This window comes from Pseudonocardia sp. NPDC046786, from assembly GCF_040645415.1.
GTDB lineage: Bacteria > Actinomycetota > Actinomycetes > Mycobacteriales > Pseudonocardiaceae > Pseudonocardia > Pseudonocardia kongjuensis.
In genome coordinates this window covers 39,220-57,753 of sequence record NZ_JBEYYF010000030.1, presented here as the reverse complement: position 1 = coordinate 57,753, position 18,534 = coordinate 39,220, and the positions used below count along the sequence as shown (strand labels likewise).

Sequence of the window (18,534 nt, the reverse complement as noted above, 5' to 3'; positions counted from 1 at the left end):
AGGTGCCCGAGCGGCTCGCCGCCGCCGTCGCGCGGACGGTGCAGAAGCTGCGGCACAGCGACCTGATCAAGCCACCGGGCGTCGCCGAGACCCTCGACTGGGCACGCGCGCTGCAGCTGATCGGGGCCCGGCACCTCGATCCGGAGTCCGCCGCACGCACCCTCGGCGCCGTGCTCAAGTACCGGGAGGACGCCGACCGCGTGCACAAGCAGCTCGACGCGCTGCTGGCGTCCTGACCGTGCCGCCGGCCGAACAGCTGCACGCCGACACCCTGCTCACCGGGCTGGTCGGCTTCACCGAGGTGCTGCGCACCGCGGGGGTACCGGTGACCGGGGACCGGGTCGCGGCGTTCGTGGAGGCCCTCGACACGCTCGACGTCACCGACCGGGACCAGGCGTACTGGGCCGGGCGGCTGACCCTGTGCGGGGACCCGGACGACGTCCTGCGCTACGACCTGGCGTTCCCGGCCTGGTTCGAGCCGTCCCAGGGGCGCCGGGCGTCCAACCGCGACGAGCGGCCCCCGGCCCCGCCGAAGCTGGCCGCGCTCGTCCCCGGGCGGGAGGGCTCCGGTGACGACGACACCGAGGACGGCCCGCAGATCAAGGCCGCGGCCACCGGCACCGAGGTGCTGCGCAGCCGCGACCTGGCCGAGCTCTCCCCGGCCGAGCGCGAGCACCTGCGCCGGCTGATGGCGCTGCTCCGGCCGGAGCCACCGACCCGCCCGTCCCGCCGCAAGCGCCGCGCCCCGCGCGGCGTGCCGGACCCACAGCGCACCCTGCGCACCGCGCTGCGCAACCAGGGCGAGCTGTCCGCGATCCGCCGCCGGAGCTCCTCACGGCGGCCGCGCAAGGTGGTGCTGCTGATCGACGTGTCGGGCTCGATGGAGCCCTACGCGGACGCGCTGATGCGGTTCGCGCACGCGTTCGTGCGCCGGGCGCCGCGCTCGGTGGAGGCGTTCACGCTCGGCACCCGGCTGACCCGGATCACCCGCGAGCTGCGCCAGCGCGACGCCGAGCGCGCGCTCGGCGCGGCCGGGAAGGCGATCCCCGACTGGTCGGGCGGGACCCGGCTGGGTGAGGTGCTCAAGGCGTTCGTGGACCGCTGGGGGCGCCGCGGGGCGGCCCGGCGCGCGGTCGTCGTGGTCTTCTCCGACGGCTGGGAGCGGGGCGGGACCGAGCTGCTCGGCGAGCAGATCGAGCAGCTCTCCCGGCTCGCCCACCGGCTGGTCTGGGTGAACCCGCACGCGGGCAAGGACGGCTACGCGCCGGTCCAGGGCGGAATAGTCGCGGCCCTCCCGCACTTGGACGATCTGCTGGCCGGGCACAGCCTGGACACGCTCGAGAAACTCCTGAAGGTGGTCAGAGATGCGTGACGTCATCGACCAGCTGGAAGGCTGGTGGCGCAAGGGCGAGCCGGCCGCGCTGGCGACGGTGGTCGGGACCTTCCGCTCCGCGCCGCGCCAGCCGGGCGCATCGATGCTCGTCGGACCCGGCGGCGAAGCGGTCGGATCGGTGTCCGGCGGCTGCGTCGAGGGCGCGGTCTACGAGCTCGGCCAGCAGGTGCTGGCCGAGGACCGGCCGGTGCTGCAACGCTACGGAGTCTCCGACGACGACGCGTTCGCGGTCGGCCTGACCTGCGGCGGGATCCTGGACATCTTCGTGGAGAAGGTGACCCCGGAGACCTACGAGCAGCTCGGCCGGATCAGCGAGGCGATCCGGTCCGAGGAGCCGGTCGCGGTCGCGACCGTCGTCGCGGGGCCGGTCGAGCGGCTCGGGAAGCGGCTGATCGTGTGGCCGGACCGGGTCGAGGGCGGGACCGGTTCGGACCGGATCGACGACGCCGTGCGCGACGACGTGCGCGGGCTGCTCGACTCCGGCCGCAACGCCACCCTCACCTACGGCGTCAACGGCGAGCGCCGCGGCGAGGGCCTGCAGGTCTTCGTCGAGTCGTTCGCGCCACCGCCGCGGATGATCGTGTTCGGCGCGATCGACTTCGCGGCGGCGGTGGCCAGGATGGGCTCGTTCCTCGGGTTCCGGGTGACGGTGTGCGACGCCCGCCCGGTGTTCGCGACGGCCAGCCGGTTCCCCGGCGCGAACGAGGTCGTCGTCGAGTGGCCGCACCGCTACCTGCAGGCCGAGGCCGACGCGGGCCGGATCGACCAGCGCACCGCGCTCTGCGTGCTCACCCACGATCCGAAGTTCGACGTGCCGCTGCTGGAGGTCGCGCTGCGGCTGCCCGCGGTCGGCTACATCGGGGCGATGGGCTCGCGGCGCACCCACGACGACCGGATCGAGCGGCTGCGGGAGAAGGGCGTCACCGACGCCGAGATCGCCCGGATGTCGTCGCCGATCGGGCTCGACCTGGGTGCCCGGACACCCGAGGAGACGGCCGTGTCGATCGCCGCCGAGATGATCGCCCAGCACTGGGGCGGAGCCGGGATCCCGCTGGCCGAACGGGAGGGACCGATCCACGCATCCTGAGGATCCCCCGCTTTCGGAGAGGGCGGCGCACTCCCCCGACCTGCGGATCTCCCTGTACCGTGGGCCGCACGCTCGACAGCGGGAGGGGGGCAGCGTGGTCCTCATCGGTCCATCCGGCAGCGCCGCGCGGGACACCGTGCTGGTACTCGACGGCGGTCCGGCGCATCCCGGCTCCGACGGCGGGTACACGGTCCGCTCGCCGGCCTGCCCGCCCGAGGCGCGCCCCCGGTTGTCGAAGTTCCACGCCCCCGAGATCGTCTTCGGGCCGGACTCGCTGCCCGAGTCGGCACACGCGGCCGTCCGTCTGGGTGCCCGGCGGCCGTTCGTCGTCACCGACCCGGGCGTGACCGAGGCGGGCTGGCCGGCCGAGCTGCTGCGGCACCTGCGGTCCGCGGGCCTGCGCCCGCAGCTGTGGAACGAGATCACCCCGAACCCCAAGGACCACGAGATCCAGGCCGGGTTCGAGCGCTACCAGAGCTCCGGCTGCGACGTCGTGGTCGGCATCGGCGGCGGCTCGGTGATCGACGCCGCGAAGGGCATCGCGCTGCTCGCCGCGAACGGCGGCGCGATCGGCGACTACGAGGGCATCGACCGGATCTCCAACCCGATCCCGCCGCTGGTGATGGTGCCCTCGACCTCGGGCACCGGCGCAGACGTCTCGCAGTTCTGCATCATCACCGACACCGCCCGGCTCACCAAGATCACCATCATGGGCCGGGCACTGGTTCCGGACGTCTCGGTGATCGACCCGCGGCTGCTGGTCACCATGCCGGACTGGCTGAACGCCGCCACCGGGCTGGACGCGTTGACCCACGGCATCGAGGCGTTCGTCTCGCTGGCACATGGCCCGCTGACCGACACGCACGCGCTGCACGCCGTCGCACTCGTGCACGCCAACCTGCCGACCACCATGATCCGCCGGCAGGACGACGGCCCGCGCACCGCGATGGCCCAGGCCGCGCTGGAGGCCGGTCTCGCCTTCACCAACGCGATCCTCGGTGCGACGCACGCGATGAGCCACCAGGTCGGCGGCATGCTGGACCTGCCGCACGGGCTGATCAACGGCGTGCTGCTGCCGCACGTCATCCGGTTCAACGGCGCCCAGGAGCCGGCCCGGTTCGTCCCGATCGCGCAGGCGATGGGCCTGCCGGCGCGGCCCGGGATGCCGGGTGACGAGGCCGTCGACATGGTCGCCACCGAGGTCCGCAAGCTCGCCGACGAGGTGGGCGTCCCGACCGGGCTGGCCGCGATCGGGGTCCGCGAGGCGGACGTGCCGCGACTGGCCCGGCTCACCCTGGGCGACGCCTGCCTGACCACCAACCCGCGCACGGCGAGCGTCGCCCAGATCGAGGACCTGTTCCGGGAGGCCCTCTAGTGCCGCCCGCAGCGTCCCCCGCCCGATGACCGCCGCGGCACGTTTCCCGAGCCGCCGGACGCCCGCGCCGGCCGCCGAGCGGGCGTCAGGGCCCCGGTCGCGGCCCGATCTCGACGCGCTCACCGGCCTGCGTTCGGGCAAGCCGTCGTTCTACCCGGAGTACCGGGTCAACGCCGAGCGGCTGCGCCGGGTCATCGGCTCGCTGGACCGGATCTCAGCCGCGCTGGTGCGCACGATGGAGGGTTCGGAGGCGCTGGTCCGCGCGGTCGCCGACGCCGCCGCCGATCACCTGTCCGCGGACTGGGTGGTGCTGGCACTGGTCGACGGGGAACTGACCGACGCCGAGCCCCGGCACGTGGTGATCGGGCCGGACGGCGTCGAGTGGTCCGAGCTGCGGCTGGTCCCGGACCGGGTGCGCAGGCACATCACCCTGCTGCAGGGCGGCACCGGCACCGAGGACGACGACGACTCCGACCGGCGGCACCTGCACGTCCCGATCCGGTTGAACGGCCGCACCGTCGGCGGCTTCGTCGCCTGGACCCCGCCGGACCGGGAGATCGACGACACCGACCACTCGGTGCTGCGCATCCTGGCCGGCCAGACAGCCTCGGCGTTGCAGAACTGCGCCCTGCTGGACCGGGCAGAGCGGCTGCACGCCCGCACCGCGGCGCAGGCCGAGGACCTGCGCACCCGCAACGACGAGCTGATGCGCACCCAGCAGGCGCTCGGCGCGGCCCGCCAGCGCGAGGTGCTGGACAACGAGCGGCACCGGATCGCCCGCGAGCTGCACGACAGCGTCACCCAGTACGCGCTCTCCGCCGGCATGCACATCGAGCTGTGCCGCAGCGAGATCGACGACCCCCGGCTGCTGGAACACCTGGACACCGCGAAGGACCTCACCCGGCGCGCGGTGGAGCAGCTCCGCTCGGCGATCTACGCCCTCAACGACGACGACCACGCCGACAAGGACCTGCCCTCGATGCTGCGGCAGCTGTCCACCGTGCACATGCCCGACGAGCTGCGGGTCGAGGTCACGATCGGTGGCACCCCGGTGGCGCTGCCGCACGAGCACGAGCAGTCGTTGTTCCGGATCGCCGGCGAGGCGCTGTTCAACACCGCGATGCACGCGTCGGCGTCCCGGGCGGTGGTGCGACTGGCCTACCAGCCCGACCGGGTCCGGCTGTCGGTGTCCGACGACGGCGGCGCCGCCCCCGACCAGATCCGGCGCACCCTGCGCGCGGCGTCGGTCCGCGGCCCCTCCGGCGAGCATCGTGGACTGGTCAACATGGACGCGCGGGCCCGCGAGATGGGTGGCACGCTGCGGTTCCGCCGGTCCCGGATCGGCGGGCTGCAGGTGCAGGTGGACGTCCCGTTCGGGACGACCGGGAGGGAGACCCCGTGAGCACCACGGACGTGCGTGGTGGCGGGACCGCCCGCCGGGAGCCGCCGGCCGTCCGGCCGATCCGGATCGTGCTGGTCGACGACCACTCGATCATGCGGCAGGGTCTGCGCGCGGTGCTGGAACGCGAGGAGGACCTGCGGGTGGTCGGCGAGGCGGGCAGCGCCGCCGAGGCCATCGCCGCGGTCGCCGCGAGCCGCCCGCAGGTGGTGCTGCTGGATCTCAAGCTGGCCTCCGGGCCGCAGACCGACGGCCTGGAGGTCTGCCGCAGACTGTGCGCCGACCATCCCGGCATCGGCGTGCTCGTGCTGACCACCTTCGCCGAGGACCGGCTCGTCGTGGAGTCGGTGCAGGCCGGGGCCCGCGGCTACGTCGTGAAGGACGTCGACACCACCGAGCTGGTCCGGGCGATCCGCGCGGTGTCCCGCGGGGAGAGCGCCTTCGACGCCCGCTCGGCCTCGGCGATGGTGCGCTCGCTGTCCGGCGGGATGCCGGACCGGGAGCGGCTCACCGATCGCGAGCTGGACGTGCTGCGGCTGCTGGCCCGGGGGCTGTCCAACCGCGCGATCGGCACCGAGCTGTTCATCTCCGAGACCACGGTGAAGTTCCACGTCGGGAACCTGATGCGCAAACTGATGGTTTCCCGGCGCGCCGAGGCCGTCTACGCGGCCACCAAGCTCGGGTTGCTCTAGGCCGTAGCCGGCCCAGCCCGGGCCGGGCCGGCCCGGCCCGGCGGGGACGTTCGTCCCGCTCAGCGCCACCCACCCGGCGGCACAGCCCACCCGACGCGTTCCGCGGAACGCGGCCGGTGGGATCCCGGCCAGAGCCGGATCGGGTCGCCGGGCGGCCGGGCCCCGGCCGGGGGCCGCAGTCGGCCGGGACACGGGTGACGTGCCGGGCGCGTTCCGCGGAACGCCCACAGCCGCCACGCCGCCGACGCAGACGCCCCGGCGCGTTCCGCGGAACGCATGCGGCGCCCCCGGGCGTCCACATTGCTGCCCGGCGGCCGGCGGCCGCACACTGTCGGACCCCTGGCGCACACTCATGCGAACACACGTTCGATCAACATGTTCGACCCAGGAGGACCCGATGAGCACCGACCACGGCACCGGACCCGATCGGCAGCAGCTGCCGCCGCCGACACCGCTCCCCGAGCTGGAGTCGGAACTCCTCGGGCTGGCAGGCCACATCGCAGCGGCGGAATGCCGGTTCCTGCAGCTCCTCGCCGAGTTCGACCGCCGCGACGGCTGGGCCGGCGTCGGCGTGCGCTCGTGCGCCCACTGGCTGACCTGGCGGGCGGGCATGAGCATGCGGACAGCCACCGAGCACCTGCGCATCGCCCGCGCCCTGGAGAATCTCCCTCGGATCACGGCGGAGTTCGCGGCCGGGCGGATCTCCTACTCGAAGGTTCGGGCGATCACCCGCGTGACCGGCTCGGACACGGCGGCCCTCGCCCGGATGGCAGACCGGATCACCGGGCCGGCCACGGCCGGATCGGGCACCGCACACCCCGCGGGCACCCCTCGCGCAGGCGACCGGACCGGTCCCAGCACCGTCGCCGACACCGCCCCGAGCGCCGGCGATCGCACCGCCGACCCGGATCCCGACCACACCGACGACTTCGGCAGGGAGGGCACTTTCCGCACCAGCAGCACCGACAGCACCGACAGCACCGACAGCGCCGCCGACGAGGACACCGCCGGCGCCGGCATCTTCGACTCCGACGCCGCCCCGGACTCCGACGACCCGGACCGCGACGACCAGCGTTCCGACGGCCAGTGTTGCGACGAACAGGACCGTGACGAACAGGACCATGACGAACAGGACCATGACGAACAGGGTTGCGACGACCAGGACTGCCGCGACCAGGACGACGGCGACCGGGGCTGCACCGACAGAGACTGCGACGACCAGGACTGTGCCACGGATGGGACCACGACCGGCGTCTCGGTCGCCGATCCCGAGGTCGCCGAGCAGATCCTGCTGGACCTCGCCCTCTCCGGAACCGCGAGCCACGTCGAGACGGTCGTCCGCGCGGTCCGCCGCCGAACCGCACCGCCCACCGTCACCGCCACCCGCCGTGGCCTGAGCTGGTACCACGACGCCGACGGGTCCCTCGTCCTGCGCGGCCGGTTCACCCCCGAGGACGGCGCGGAGCTCGTCGCGGCGATCTCGTCCCGGCTCACGGCGCCCGCCCCGGCCGGTCATGATCCCGAGCAGGCCCCGGGTCCGGTTGCCGACCCGACCGCGGCCCAGCGGGCCGACGCGCTGCTGGACCTCATCCGCCACCAGGAGGGCCGGGCCGGCGACGACGCACCGGCGGTCACCCGCGGCGAGGCCCGGGTCGTCGTGCACATCGACGCCGGAACCGGAACCGCCCGCCTCGCGAACGGACCGGAGATCCCCGGCCCCACCGCGGAACGGCTCGCCTGTGACGCCCGCGGCCGCGTCCTGCTCGACGATCGTCGCCGGAACCGGCTCTACCTGGGGCGCTCCCGCCGGCTCGCCTCCCCGGCACAGATCGCCGCGCTCACCGCACGCGACTGCGCCGACGGCGGAGGCTGCCGGTTCCCCGGCTGCGACAGCACCCGGTACCTGCACGCCCACCACGTCCGGCACTGGCTGCGCGGCGGACGCACGGACATCGACAACCTGGTCCTGCTGTGCGGGTTCCACCACCGGCTGGTCCACGACCACGGCTACCTGATCCACTACGCCGACGGGCGCTGGCAGTTCCGCCGGGCGGACGGGACACCGGTACCCGGCGCCGGTGCGCCCCTGAGCGGCGACGACGGAGCGCTGGTCGCCCGGAACACCGGCGCCGGCCTCGGGATCGACGGCGACAGCCTCACCCCCGAGTGGTACGGCGACCGGCTCGATCCCGGGCTGATCCTGGACGCCCTGCTCCCTCCCGTCGTCGCGGGAACGGCTGCCTGAGGGCGCGGGACTACGCCCCGTCCAGGAACCGCGCGATCCGGGGAACCTGGCCGAGCACCGCGTGTCCGGAGCCGGGCACCAGCTCGGCGCGCGCGTCCGGGCAGAGCCGCAGCAGCCGGTCGCGGGTCCGCACCGGATCGAAGACGCGGTCCCGCTCGCCCAGCAGCGCGAGCACCGGCATGGTCAACCGGCGGAGGGCGTCGTCGTCGAACACCGGGAGGCGGGCGGTACGCGGACGGAAGTGCTCGAAGAGCAGGCAGATCTCGTCCAGCACCTCGGGGTGCTCGCGTCCGTCCAGCCCGGTGACGATCTCCGCGGAACGGCGCCGCCCGCCCGGCCCGAACGCGCTCAGCAGGAACGCCGGCGCGACCCTCCGGAATGTCTGGCCGCCGATCCCCGCGGGGCACACGAGTGCCAGCCGGTCCACCCGCCCCGGGTGCCGGATCGCGAAGTCGGTGGCCGTCCATCCGCCGAGCGAGATGCCGGCCAGGTCGGTGGCGCCGATCCCGAGACCGTCCAGGATCCCGGCGAGCCAGTCGGCGGTCGCCGACGTCGTGAGATCGAGCCGGACCGGGTCGCTGAGCCCGGGCTCACCGAGCAGGTCCACCAGCACCACACGCCGGGTGGCCGCCAGCAGCCCGATGTCGTCCCGCCACACCGCGCTGTTCGCCCCGGAGCCGTGCAGCAGCAGCACCGGCCGACCCGCCGGGTCGCCGCAGGTCAGCACCGCCGTCGCGCCGACACCGGTCTCGACGCGGTGTCGCTGCAGCGGCACCGGCCAGCCGGCGAGCTGCCGCTCGTAGCGTTCCCGGACCACGGTCGCGCCCGCCTCGCTGGTGTAGATGCCCGTCGCCCGCCCGGTCCGTCCCACCGGCCGATGACAGCACGGCCGGCCCTGCCGGCACCATCGGATTGCCGTGCCGGTAGACAATGCCGATGCGCTGGTACGCGGAACGCCCCGCCCGTCTGGCCCGGCAGGTCGTCGCCGACCTGCTCGCCGTCCTGTGGTCGGTCATCGCGGTGCTCGCCGGGATCGCGGTGCACGACGGGCTGCGCACTCTCGAGGGCCCAGGCCGCTCGCTGGTCGCCGCAGGCGGCCGGATGTCGGAGATCTTCACCGGGATGTCCGGGGCGGTCTCGTCGCTCCCGTTCGTCGGCGCGGACCTCGCCGTCGCGCTCGACCCGGCGACCCGCGCCGGGGCGGATCTCGCGGCCGCCGGGCACGAGTTCGGCCGGACCGTGGGGATGCTGGCGACCGGTGCGCTGGTCGTCGTGCCGCTGCTGATGCTGCTGCCGGTACTGCTGGGCTGGCTGCCCCTGCGGCTGAACTACGCCCGCCGGGCCGGGGCCGCGATCGCCGCCCGGGCGGGCGCGCCGGATCTGCTCGCCGTGCGCGCGCTGGCCCGGGTCCCGGTGGCCCGGCTGACCCGGGTGGCCCCCGACCCGGCGGCCGCGTGGCGGGCCGGGGACCCGGACGTCGTCGCCGGGCTGGCCGCACTGGAACTCACCTCGCTGGGCCTGCGGCCCCGGGCCTGAGCCGACCGCGGCACGGCGGGATCCGCAGCAGCGGTCGGGGCAGCGGCGATCGTCAGGCAGGCCCCGGGTCCGGGTCCGGGGACGACGCGTGCGCCCAGTACCGGCGCGGGATGCGCCCGGCGTGCCGGGCGGCCCAGCCCGCCTCGACCCCGCGGCGCATCGCCGTGGCCATCCGCTCCGGATCGGCGGCCCGGGTGACCGCGGTGGCGAGCAGCACGGCGGCGCAGCCCAGCTCCATCGCCAGCGCCGCCTCGGACGCGGTGCCGATGCCGGCGTCGAGCACCACCGGCACGCCCGCCTCGGCGACGATCATCTCGATGTTGTGCGGGTTGCGGATCCCCAGGCCGGTGCCGATCGGTGAGCCGAGCGGCATCACGGCGGCACATCCGGTCTGCTCCAGCTTGCGGGCGAGCACCGGATCGTCGTTGGTGTAGGGCAGCACGGTGAACCCGTCGTCCACCAGCTGCTCGGCGGCGTCCAGGAGCTCCACCGGATCCGGCAGCAGGGTCCGCTCGTCGGCGACGACCTCCAGCTTCACCAGGTCGGTCTCCAGCGCCTCCCGCGCGAGCCGTGCTGTCAGCACCGCCTCGGCGGCGGTGCGGCAGCCCGCGGTGTTCGGCAGCACCCGGATCCCGAGCCGGCGCAGCAGGTCCAGCAGCCCGGTCCCGCCGGTGACGTCGACCCGGCGCAGCGCCACCGTCGTCAGCTCGGTCCCGGACGCGACCAGCGCCCGCTCCAGGATCTCCAGGTTCGCCGCACCCCCGGTCCCCATGATCAGCCGGGAGTCGAACTTCTCGTCGCCGATGATCAGCGGCGCGTCGGCCTGTTCGGTCATGGTCATCCTCCCTGCACCGCGGTCAGCACCTCGACCCGCGCGCCGTCGGTGATCCGGTGCTCGTTCCAGGACGCCCGCGGCACCACCTCGCCGTCGACGGCCACCGCGATGCCCCGCGCGGGCAGCCCGGCGTCGGCGAGCACCCGGGCCAGCACCGGCTCGCCGTCGCCCTCGATCTCGTGGCTCTCGCCGTTCAGCACGATCTGCAACGTCAGCTCCTCTCGGCCCCGACCGGGTCGAACCGGCGGGGGTCGGCCGCACGGGCGGTGTCCGGCACGTCCCGGCCGCGCAGCAGCGCGGCGACCGCGGCGGCGGTGACCGGGACGAGCAGCATGCCGTTGCGCCCGTGCCCGGTCGCCACGAACATCCCGTCCGGCCCGATCCGGCCGATCAGCGGCAGGTTGTCCCGGCTCCCCGGGCGCAGTCCGGCCGCCGTCTCGGTCAGTTCGTACTCGGCGATCCCGGGCAGCACCCGTTCGGCGTCCCGGAGCAGGTCCCGCACCCCGCCGACCGTGACGGCCGTGTCGAACCCGTTCTCCGCGGTCGTCGCACCGATCACCAGGTCCCCGTGTCCGGGTACCACGCGGGGGACGGCGTACACCGGGCGTCCGTCGACGAGTGCGCGCACCGTCCGCGACGGCGGCGGCAGCGCGCCGGCCCGCCGGGTCAGCCGCAGGATCTCGCCCTTCACCGGGCGGACCAGCCCGTCCAGCACCGGGTGCAGGCCGGCCGAGTGCGCCCCGGCGGCGAGCAGCACCGCGTCGGCGCCGATCGCGGTGCCGTCGGCCAGCCGCACGCCGGCGACCCGGCCGCCGGTCTCCCGCACCTCGGTGACGGCGCGCTCGTCGACGGTGACGCCGAGCCGCGCGCAGGCGGTGCGCAGCGCGGCGAGCAGCCGCCGGTTGTCCACCGACGGGTCGCCGGGCACCGACAGCCCGCCGCGGACGTCCGGGCCGAGCGCGGGTTCGAGCCGGCGCAGCTCGCGGCCGGTCATCCGCTGCACCGGCCGGTCCAGCGACTCCAGGTACCCGGCGAGCGAGTTCAGCTCGTCCCGGTCCCCGGAGCCGGTGGCGACGACGACGGTGCCCTCGGGATGCATCCCGGCGTCGGTCCCGGCGTCGTCGGACAGGGCGCGGGCGAACTCCGGCCAGCGTGCGACCGAGTCCAGCCCGAGCGCCAGCAGGTCCTCCTCGCCCGGCCACGCCTCGGTGACCGGCGCCAGCATCCCGCCGGCCACCCAGGACGCCCCGGTCGCCGGCGCCGGGTCGAACACGGTGACCTGCCAGCCGGCCCGGGCCGCCTCGCGGGCCGCGGACAGCCCGATGGCACCGGCACCGGCTACGGCCAACCGGCCGCTCCGAAGGGCGGTCATGGAACTTCCACCTCACTCCCTGCGCCGGCATGACCCGGATCAGGTTCGACGGTCGGGACCGCGGCAGGTCCCCTCTCAGCCCGCTCGCCGGGCTCCCGTGGTTCGTCTCGTGCCACCGTCAGGCTACGCCGTACCGTGCGGGCCGTGTCCCACACCGATACCCGCGTCCGTCGCCTGGACAGGCTCGCGGACGCCCGCCTCTACCTGTGCACCGACGCCCGCTCCGAGCAGGGCGACCTGGCCGGCTTCGCCGACGCCGTTCTCGCCGGCGGGGTCGACATCGTCCAGCTGCGGGACAAGGGCGGCCCGGACGGGCCGCTGGAGGCGCGGACCGAGCTGGCCGCCCTGGAGATACTGGGAGACGCCTGCCGCAGGCACGGTGCGCTGCTCGCGGTGAACGACCGGGCGGACGTCGCGCTGGCTGCCGGGGCGGACGTGCTGCACCTGGGCCAGGACGATCTCCCGGTGCGCTGGGCACGCCGGGTGGTCGGCGACGACGTGATCGTCGGCCGGTCCGCGCACAGCGCCGACGAGACGGCCACCGCGGCCGTCGAGGACGGCGTCGACTACTTCTGTGCGGGCCCGTGCTGGCCGACGCCGACCAAGCCGGGCCGTCCGGCCCCGGGCCTGGACCTGGTGCGCACGGTCGCGGACCGGGCACCGGAGCGGCCGTGGTTCGCGATCGGCGGGATCGACGAGCAGCGGCTCGACGAGGTGCTCGACGCCGGGGCCACCCGGATCGTGGTCGTCCGGGCGATCACCGGCGCCGAGGACCCGCGGGCCGCCGCCGAGCGGCTGCGCGCCCGCCTGCCCCATCGGACGCAGGCAGCAGGCGCGCCCGCGCCGCACCGCTGAGCCGGGGCCGCCGGCGGGCCGCACCGCTGGGCTCAGCCGGTGCCGCCGGTGGTGCCGCCGTCCTGCCCGGACTGCTGCCGGCCGGACTCGGGCTGCTCGGTCGGCAGCACCCGGTTCAGCCGGTCCTGCAGCGAGTCGCCCTGCCCCGAGCCGGATCCGCTCTCCTGACCGGGCTCCGAGGTGGCGGTGCTCTCCGCCGACTCCGAGGTGGACGTGCTGGTGCCGGTCTCCCCGGTCGAGGTCTCGGACTCGCTCGACCCGCTGTCGCCGGAGCCCGCGCCCTCGTCCTGCTCGGTGGTGTCCGTGGCCGGCGGGCCACCGACGGCGCGGCTGATCGAGGTGCCGCCGTCGCCGCCACTGAGCGGCGAGCCCTTGATGAACTCGATACCGGTGATCAGGAACATCGAGACGGCGAAGGTGACGACGCCGATCACCGCGGACACGATCACCGACTTGCGGGTGAGACGCACCCGCCGGAACCGGCCGTGCGCCTGCTCCGCCGGGGCACGGCGGGCCCGGCCCGGTGCCGCCGCGGCGCCGAGCAGCACGGTCTCCTCGCCGGTCGGGCCGGCGGCCCCGCGGACGACCGGCTCGCGCACCGGCAGCACCGCGCCCTTCTTCGCCAGCTCGACCGCCTTGGCCGCCTTGTCCTTGCTGACCTCGATCGAGCGGGTGAACAGGGTGGTGGCGAGCGTCGAGATGATCGAGCCGAGTGCGGCGCCGACCACCGTGCCGACGGCACCGAGGAACGACCCGAGGATCGCCGTGACGACCGCGGCGCCGGCACCCGCGGCGATCTTGGTCGGGTTCAGGTCGGCCTTCAGCGACGTCTCACCGCCGGTCTTCTCGGTGCCGCCGTCCGCGCCGCCGGGACCGCCGCCGGGTCGGCCGCCACCGGGACCGCCCGGGCCACCAGGACCGGCGGGGCCGCCGGGACCGCCGCCGACCGGGCCGTGCGGGCCGCCGGGACCGGCCGCACCCGGGCTGCCGGGGTACGCCCTGGTCTGCGAGTGGCCGCCCGGGGGCGTGCTCTGCGGGACGCCCGGGCCGGGCACCACCCGGGTGGGTCGCTGCACGGCCCGCGGGGACCGCGCCGTCGGGACGCCGGGGGGCGCACCCTGCGGCGGCCGGGACGGGGCGGAACGGCGCTGGACCGGGACGCGCGGCGCGTCCGGTGCGACGGGACGGCCGGAGGGGAACGGGTGAGCGGGGCGGCGTCCACCGGGGACCCCACGCGGGTCGTCACCGGGGCCGGGCTCGGGGGGGCGCTGCTGAGGCATGGCTCCTTGCAAGGGTCGTGGTCCGGCGGCTCCGCTCAGGTGAACGTCCCGGGGCGCGCGAACGCACCCGATGATCACCTGAAGTGGCAACCCTCACACGGGTGAGTGAAAGTCACGTTGTGATCACGATTCTACCGTGACCGGTCGTTGCGTCGCGTCACCGGGGGTGACGGATCCCCGGGTGATCGTCCGGCAGCGCCGTACGCAGCAACGGCCACGACGCGAGCACGCTCAGACCCACCAGCACCGGGCTCAGGACGGTGCGCGCCAGCCCCAGCAGCACCACCTGGTCCGCGGCCCACAGCGGGAGGAACACGGCGAGCCGCACGACGTACTGCGACACCCACGCCCAGGACGCCCGCTGGTACCCGCGCAGCAGATCGGGATCGCGGCGCCAGCGGGTCCGCTGCCCCAGCAGACCGCCGACGATGACGCCGAGCAGCGGCCAGCGCACGACGATCGAGATCGCCCACGCCAGCGCGCTGCCGGCGTTCGACACGATCTGGACCAGGAAGAAGTCCGACGCCCGGCCGGTGATCAGCGCGATCGCCGCCGCGGCCACCACCCCGGCCAGCCCGAACAGCACCGCGCGCGGCTTGCGCCCGCTGCGGAGCCGCCAGACCGCCACCGCGGCACCGGCCACGACCGCCGCCCCGGCGCCCCAGTTGATCGGGTAGACCGATCCGGCCCATCCGGCGGCCAGCCAGGTCGCGACGAAGGCGACCACCGGGACCGAGGCGTCTACGGCGCCGGCCCGGCCACCGAGCAACTCGGCCAGGCCGGGGTCCTGTCGGGGCGCTGCGTGGGGGGTCGGATCGGGGGCCACACGGTAAGGGTGCCCTATCCCGGGCCCGCGCGTCGACGGATCGGCTGTGGCACATCGCGGGAACCACCGTGGCAGATCGCCGGAGCCCCGGCGGGCGGAGGGCCCGCCCCGGAGCATCCGGGACGGGCCCTGCCGTCAACTGATGATCTTGTGGTGGGTTAGCGCACCGGGGTGACGTCACGCGCGCCGATGTACTCGGGGCGCGGCTTCGGCGCGTAGAACGGCTCCACGCACGCGTTCTCGACGCTGTTGAACACCAGGAAGATGTTCGACCGCGAGTACGGGGTGATGTTGTCGCCGGAGCCGTGCATGCAGTTCGAGTCGAACCAGGTCGCGGAGCCGGCCCTGCCGGTCATCATCGCGATCCCGTGCCGGTTCGCCATCGCCGTGATCGAATCCGGGTCCGGGGTGCCGATCTGCTGCTCCTTCAGCGACGTCCGGTAGTAGTCCTCGGGCGTCTCGCCGACGCAGGACACGAACGTCCGGTGCGAGCCGGGCATGATCATGAGGCAGCCGTTGTACGGGTGGTTGTCGGTCAGCGAGATCGAGCAGCTGACAGCCCGCGGCGTCGGCATGCCGTCCTCGGCGTGCCAGGTCTCGAAGTCGGAGTGCCAGTAGAAGCCGCCACCGCCGAAGCCGGGCTTGTAGTTGATCCGGCTCTGGTGCACGTAGACGTCGGACCCGAGGATCTGGCGGGCCCGCGACAGCACCCGCTCGTCGCGCACCAGGCGGGCGATCGCGGCCGAGATCCGGTGCACCTCGAAGATCGAGCGCACCTCGTCGGACGACTTTTCGATCACGCACCGCTCGTCGGAACGGACGGCCGGATCGTTCGCGAGACGGTCGAGCTCGGCCTGGTAGAAGGCGACCTCGTCGCCGGTGAGCAGGTCCGGGACCTGCACGAAGCCGTCGCGGGAGTGCGCCGCGAGCTCCTGCGCGCCGAACATCCCGGCACTCCCGGGCTCACCCCACACCGTGGGTTCCACCCGCTCGATGAACGCGGGCTCCGGGGAGACCCGGGTGTAGTAGCGGTCACCCGCTCCCTGCAGGCGGGTGAGATCGTCGCTGCCGGCCAGGGCAGTCATGGACATTCCTCCTTGCGGTGTCTCTCTTCTTCCCTTCGACGGGGGTCGGTCGGACCTGACGGACCGAAAGGGGCATTCCCGCTGTCATACAGCGGAAACGCCCCGGTTTCGGACCTGCGTGTGCGGAGGAGGCTCAGCTCTCCTCGGTGATGAGCGGGTACACGCCGTTCTCGTCGTGCACCTCGCGGCCGGTCACCGGCGGGTTGAAGACGCAGACGCACTTGATCTGCGTCTTCGGGCGCAGCTGGTGCCGCTCGTTGCCGTTCAGCACGTAGATGGAGCCCGGCTTGAGCTGGTACGTGACGTCGTTGTCCTTGTCGTAGATCTCGCCCTCACCCTCGGTGATGAAGACGGCCTCGATGTGGTTGGCGTACCAGAAATCGTTGATCGTTCCGGCCTGCAGGGTGGTCTCGTGGACCGAGAAGCCGATCTTGTCGTCGGCGAGCACGATGCGCTTGCTGCGCCACTGCCCGTTCTCGGACTCGACGTCCCGCTCGGTTCCGGTGATCTCGTCGATGGTGCGGACGATCATGTGGGTATCAGCTCCCGATGACGCTACGGACGGACTCGCCGATGATCGCAAGACCCTCGTCGATCTCGTCATCGGTGGTGGTGAGCGGAGGCAGGAGCTTGAGCACCTCGTCGTTCGGACCGGCCGTCTCCAGCAGCATCCGGTGCTCGAAGGCCTTGCCCGCGATCTTCTCCGCAAGCCCCTCCTCCTCGAACTGGATGCCGCGGGCGAGGCCACGCCCCTTGGCGAACATCTCGGTGCCCTGGTTGTCGGCGATGATCTTGTGGAAGCCCTCTTCGATCTTCTCGCCCTTGCGGAGGGTGTCCTTCTCCAGGGTGTCGTCGGACCACCAGTGCCGCAGCGTGTGCGTCGCCGTGACGAACGCCGGGTTGTTGCCGCGGAAGGTGCCGTTGTGCTCGCCGGGGCCCCACTGGTCGTACTCCGGCTTGATCAGCACGAGGGCCATCGGCAGGCCGTAGCCGGAGATGGACTTCGAGATCGTGACGATGTCCGGCTTGATCCCGGCGATCTCGAACGAGAAGAACGGCCCGGTGCGGCCGCAGCCCATCTGGACGTCGTCGACGACCAGCAGCAGGCCCTTGCGCCGGCACAGGTCCTCGAGGCCCTGCAGCCACTCGATCCGCGCCGGGTTGAGGCCGCCCTCGCCCTGCACCGTCTCGACGATCACCGCCGCCGGCTCGTTGAGGCTGGACCCGGTGTCGTCGAGGACCTTCTCGAACCACAGGAAGTCGGGCATCTTGCCGTCGAAGTAGTTGTCGAACGGCATCGGCGTGGAGTGCACCAGCGGGATGCCGGCGCCGCCGCGCTTCATCGAGTTGCCGGTCACCGACAGTGCGCCCAGGGTCATCCCGTGGAACGCGTTGGTGAAGTTGATCAGCGCTTCCTTGCCGGTGATCTTGCGGGCCAGCTTCAGCGCGGACTCGACGGCGTTGGCGCCCGTCGGGCCGGGGAACTGGACCTTGTACTCCAGGCCGCGCGGAGCCAGGATCTTCTCCTGGAACGTGTTCAGGAACTCGCCCTTGGCCGTGGTGTACATGTCCAGGCCGTGGGTGATTCCGTCGCGGCCGAGGTACTCCAGCAGCGGCGTCTTGAGCACCTCCGGGTTGTGCCCGTAGTTCAGCGCCCCGGCGCCACCGAAGAAGTCGAGGTAGGAGTTGCCGTCGACGTCGGTCAGCCGGCTGCCCTTGGCCGTGTCGAAGACGACCGGCCAGTTTCGGCAGTAGCTCCGGACCTGGGACTCGAGATCTTCGAAAACGGTCATGTGTTGTCAACCTTCTCTGCTGCGATCGGGCCGATGCGGTACAGGTGCTCCGGCTCGTGCTCGTCACCGAGCAGGTCCGGACCGAACAGGTCCTCCCGCTCGATCGTCGTGTCGTGTCGTCGGGCGAACGAGGTGAACAGGCGGATGGACGACTCGTTGTCCGGGGTGATGGTCGTCTCCATCCGGTCGGTGCCCGCCTCCCGCGCAGTCCGGTCCCACACCGCGTCCAGCATCCGGCCGGCGAGGCCGGCGCCGCGGGCGACCGGGTCCACGCACACCTGCCAGATGAACAGCGTGCGCGACTGCCCGGGGCGCAAGTAGCCGGTCACGTAGCCGACCGGCCGGCCGTCGTCCCGGCGGGCGATCACGGACGCGTCGGCGAAGTCACGGCACCAGAGGACGTAGGCGTAGCGGGAGTTCGCGTCCAGCGTCTGCGACTCCACTGCGAGCCGCCACATGAGTGCCCCGTCCGCCGGCTCCGGCGACACGATCTCGTACGAAGGGTCACCGTCGGCGTCGGCGTCGGACCGTTCCGGGGAGCTCGTGGCTCCGGAGGTCGACGCGGACGCCCGAGGTTCGGCCTGCTCGGGTGCGATCATGTCGGACGAGATTAACGGCCCGGACGGGCCGTCGCAGCCGCTGACGGCCCGGACCACCGGCTCGGGCCATCGAGATTGTGACTGCGCGCACATCAGGCACCCGGGCGGACGAATCGGACGTCGTCCCAGCAAGCGGCCGGGTTCCGGGGGTCACAGGGGCCC

18 protein-coding genes, 1 pseudogene and 1 riboswitch are annotated in these 18,534 nt (G+C 73.7%); of the genes and pseudogenes, 9 read left to right on the top strand and 10 right to left on the bottom strand.

Features of this window, described 5'->3' with window-relative positions; genetic code table 11:
• The 7 genes and pseudogenes from ABZ881_RS27290 to ABZ881_RS27260 all read left to right on the top strand — a co-directional run.
• Positions 1-236: pseudogene (locus ABZ881_RS27290) on the top strand (MoxR family ATPase); the annotation flags it as partial.
• Between the two features lie 2 nt (positions 237-238).
• Positions 239-1,372, top strand: a complete 1,134-nt coding sequence (locus tag ABZ881_RS27285; protein ID WP_344021144.1) for a VWA domain-containing protein — start codon at positions 239-241, stop codon at positions 1,370-1,372.
• A complete protein-coding gene (locus ABZ881_RS27280) occupies positions 1,365-2,480 on the top strand; it encodes an XdhC/CoxI family protein (RefSeq protein WP_344021147.1) in 1,116 nt (371 codons plus the stop codon). Before ABZ881_RS27285 ends, ABZ881_RS27280 begins: the two co-directional genes overlap by 8 nt.
• Positions 2,481-2,574: 94 nt before the next feature.
• Positions 2,575-3,855, top strand: coding sequence for an iron-containing alcohol dehydrogenase (locus ABZ881_RS27275; protein ID WP_358488525.1), 1,281 nt, complete (start codon positions 2,575-2,577; stop codon positions 3,853-3,855).
• A gap of 25 nt (positions 3,856-3,880) precedes the next feature.
• Complete coding sequence (locus tag ABZ881_RS27270; protein WP_358488524.1) at positions 3,881-5,257, top strand: histidine kinase; 1,377 nt, start codon at positions 3,881-3,883, stop codon at positions 5,255-5,257.
• The gene (locus ABZ881_RS27265) at positions 5,254-5,946 is read left to right on the top strand and encodes a response regulator transcription factor (protein WP_344021153.1); all 693 of its coding nucleotides are present in this window, start codon (positions 5,254-5,256) and stop codon (positions 5,944-5,946) included. Before ABZ881_RS27270 ends, ABZ881_RS27265 begins: the two co-directional genes overlap by 4 nt.
• Positions 5,947-6,343: 397 nt before the next feature.
• On the top strand, positions 6,344-8,191 hold the full coding sequence (locus ABZ881_RS27260; RefSeq protein ID WP_358488522.1) for a DUF222 domain-containing protein: 1,848 nt from the start codon (positions 6,344-6,346) through the stop codon (positions 8,189-8,191).
• 10 nt (positions 8,192-8,201) lie between these two features.
• Here the strand turns inward: ABZ881_RS27260 and ABZ881_RS27255 are convergent, their stop codons facing one another.
• Positions 8,202-9,062 (bottom strand): alpha/beta fold hydrolase, encoded by an 861-nt coding sequence (locus ABZ881_RS27255; RefSeq protein WP_358488520.1) that lies wholly within the window; start codon positions 9,060-9,062, stop codon positions 8,202-8,204.
• A 65-nt stretch (positions 9,063-9,127) separates the two neighbouring features.
• Here ABZ881_RS27255 and ABZ881_RS27250 point away from each other — a divergent pair, with 65 nt between their 5' ends.
• A complete protein-coding gene (locus tag ABZ881_RS27250; protein ID WP_358488519.1) occupies positions 9,128-9,727 on the top strand; it encodes a hypothetical protein in 600 nt (199 codons plus the stop codon).
• A 52-nt stretch (positions 9,728-9,779) separates the two neighbouring features.
• On the opposite strand, the gene ABZ881_RS27245 is transcribed toward ABZ881_RS27250, so the two are convergent.
• The 3 genes from ABZ881_RS27245 to thiO all read right to left on the bottom strand — a co-directional run bounded on the left by ABZ881_RS27245 (position 9,780) and on the right by thiO (position 11,934).
• Positions 9,780-10,562, bottom strand: coding sequence for a thiazole synthase (locus tag ABZ881_RS27245; RefSeq protein ID WP_358488518.1), 783 nt, complete (start codon positions 10,560-10,562; stop codon positions 9,780-9,782).
• 2 nt (positions 10,563-10,564) lie between these two features.
• The gene (gene thiS / locus ABZ881_RS27240; RefSeq protein WP_344021163.1) at positions 10,565-10,771 is read right to left on the bottom strand and encodes a sulfur carrier protein ThiS; all 207 of its coding nucleotides are present in this window, start codon (positions 10,769-10,771) and stop codon (positions 10,565-10,567) included.
• A 2-nt stretch (positions 10,772-10,773) separates the two neighbouring features.
• Positions 10,774-11,934, bottom strand: a complete 1,161-nt coding sequence (thiO, locus tag ABZ881_RS27235; protein ID WP_358488516.1) for a glycine oxidase ThiO — start codon at positions 11,932-11,934, stop codon at positions 10,774-10,776.
• Positions 11,933-12,042, bottom strand: a riboswitch (TPP riboswitch). (Overlaps the previous gene by 2 nt.)
• Before the next feature lie 27 nt (positions 12,043-12,069).
• Here thiO and thiE point away from each other — a divergent pair.
• Positions 12,070-12,789: a thiamine phosphate synthase gene (gene thiE / locus ABZ881_RS27230; protein WP_358488515.1), complete on the top strand. Its 720-nt coding sequence runs from the start codon at positions 12,070-12,072 to the stop codon at positions 12,787-12,789.
• Between the two features lie 32 nt (positions 12,790-12,821).
• Here the strand turns inward: thiE and ABZ881_RS27225 are convergent, their stop codons facing one another.
• The 6 genes from ABZ881_RS27225 to ectA all read right to left on the bottom strand — a co-directional run bounded on the left by ABZ881_RS27225 (position 12,822) and on the right by ectA (position 18,372).
• Entirely contained in the window at positions 12,822-13,865 is a 1,044-nt protein-coding gene (locus ABZ881_RS27225) for a hypothetical protein (RefSeq protein ID WP_358488514.1), read from the bottom strand.
• A 361-nt stretch (positions 13,866-14,226) separates the two neighbouring features.
• The gene (locus tag ABZ881_RS27220) at positions 14,227-14,895 is read right to left on the bottom strand and encodes a DUF3159 domain-containing protein (protein WP_358488512.1); all 669 of its coding nucleotides are present in this window, start codon (positions 14,893-14,895) and stop codon (positions 14,227-14,229) included.
• A gap of 158 nt (positions 14,896-15,053) precedes the next feature.
• A complete protein-coding gene (gene thpD / locus ABZ881_RS27215; protein WP_358488511.1) occupies positions 15,054-15,980 on the bottom strand; it encodes an ectoine hydroxylase in 927 nt (308 codons plus the stop codon).
• 133 nt (positions 15,981-16,113) lie between these two features.
• On the bottom strand, positions 16,114-16,512 hold the full coding sequence (locus ABZ881_RS27210) for an ectoine synthase (protein WP_344021175.1): 399 nt from the start codon (positions 16,510-16,512) through the stop codon (positions 16,114-16,116).
• A 7-nt stretch (positions 16,513-16,519) separates the two neighbouring features.
• Entirely contained in the window at positions 16,520-17,773 is a 1,254-nt protein-coding gene (ectB, locus tag ABZ881_RS27205; RefSeq protein WP_358488510.1) for a diaminobutyrate--2-oxoglutarate transaminase, read from the bottom strand.
• Positions 17,770-18,372 carry a diaminobutyrate acetyltransferase gene (gene ectA, locus ABZ881_RS27200; protein ID WP_358488509.1) on the bottom strand — a complete coding sequence of 201 codons (603 nt, stop codon included), beginning with the start codon at positions 18,370-18,372 and terminating at the stop codon, positions 17,770-17,772. Before ectA ends, ectB begins: the two co-directional genes overlap by 4 nt.
• Positions 18,373-18,534: the final 162 nt, after the last annotated feature.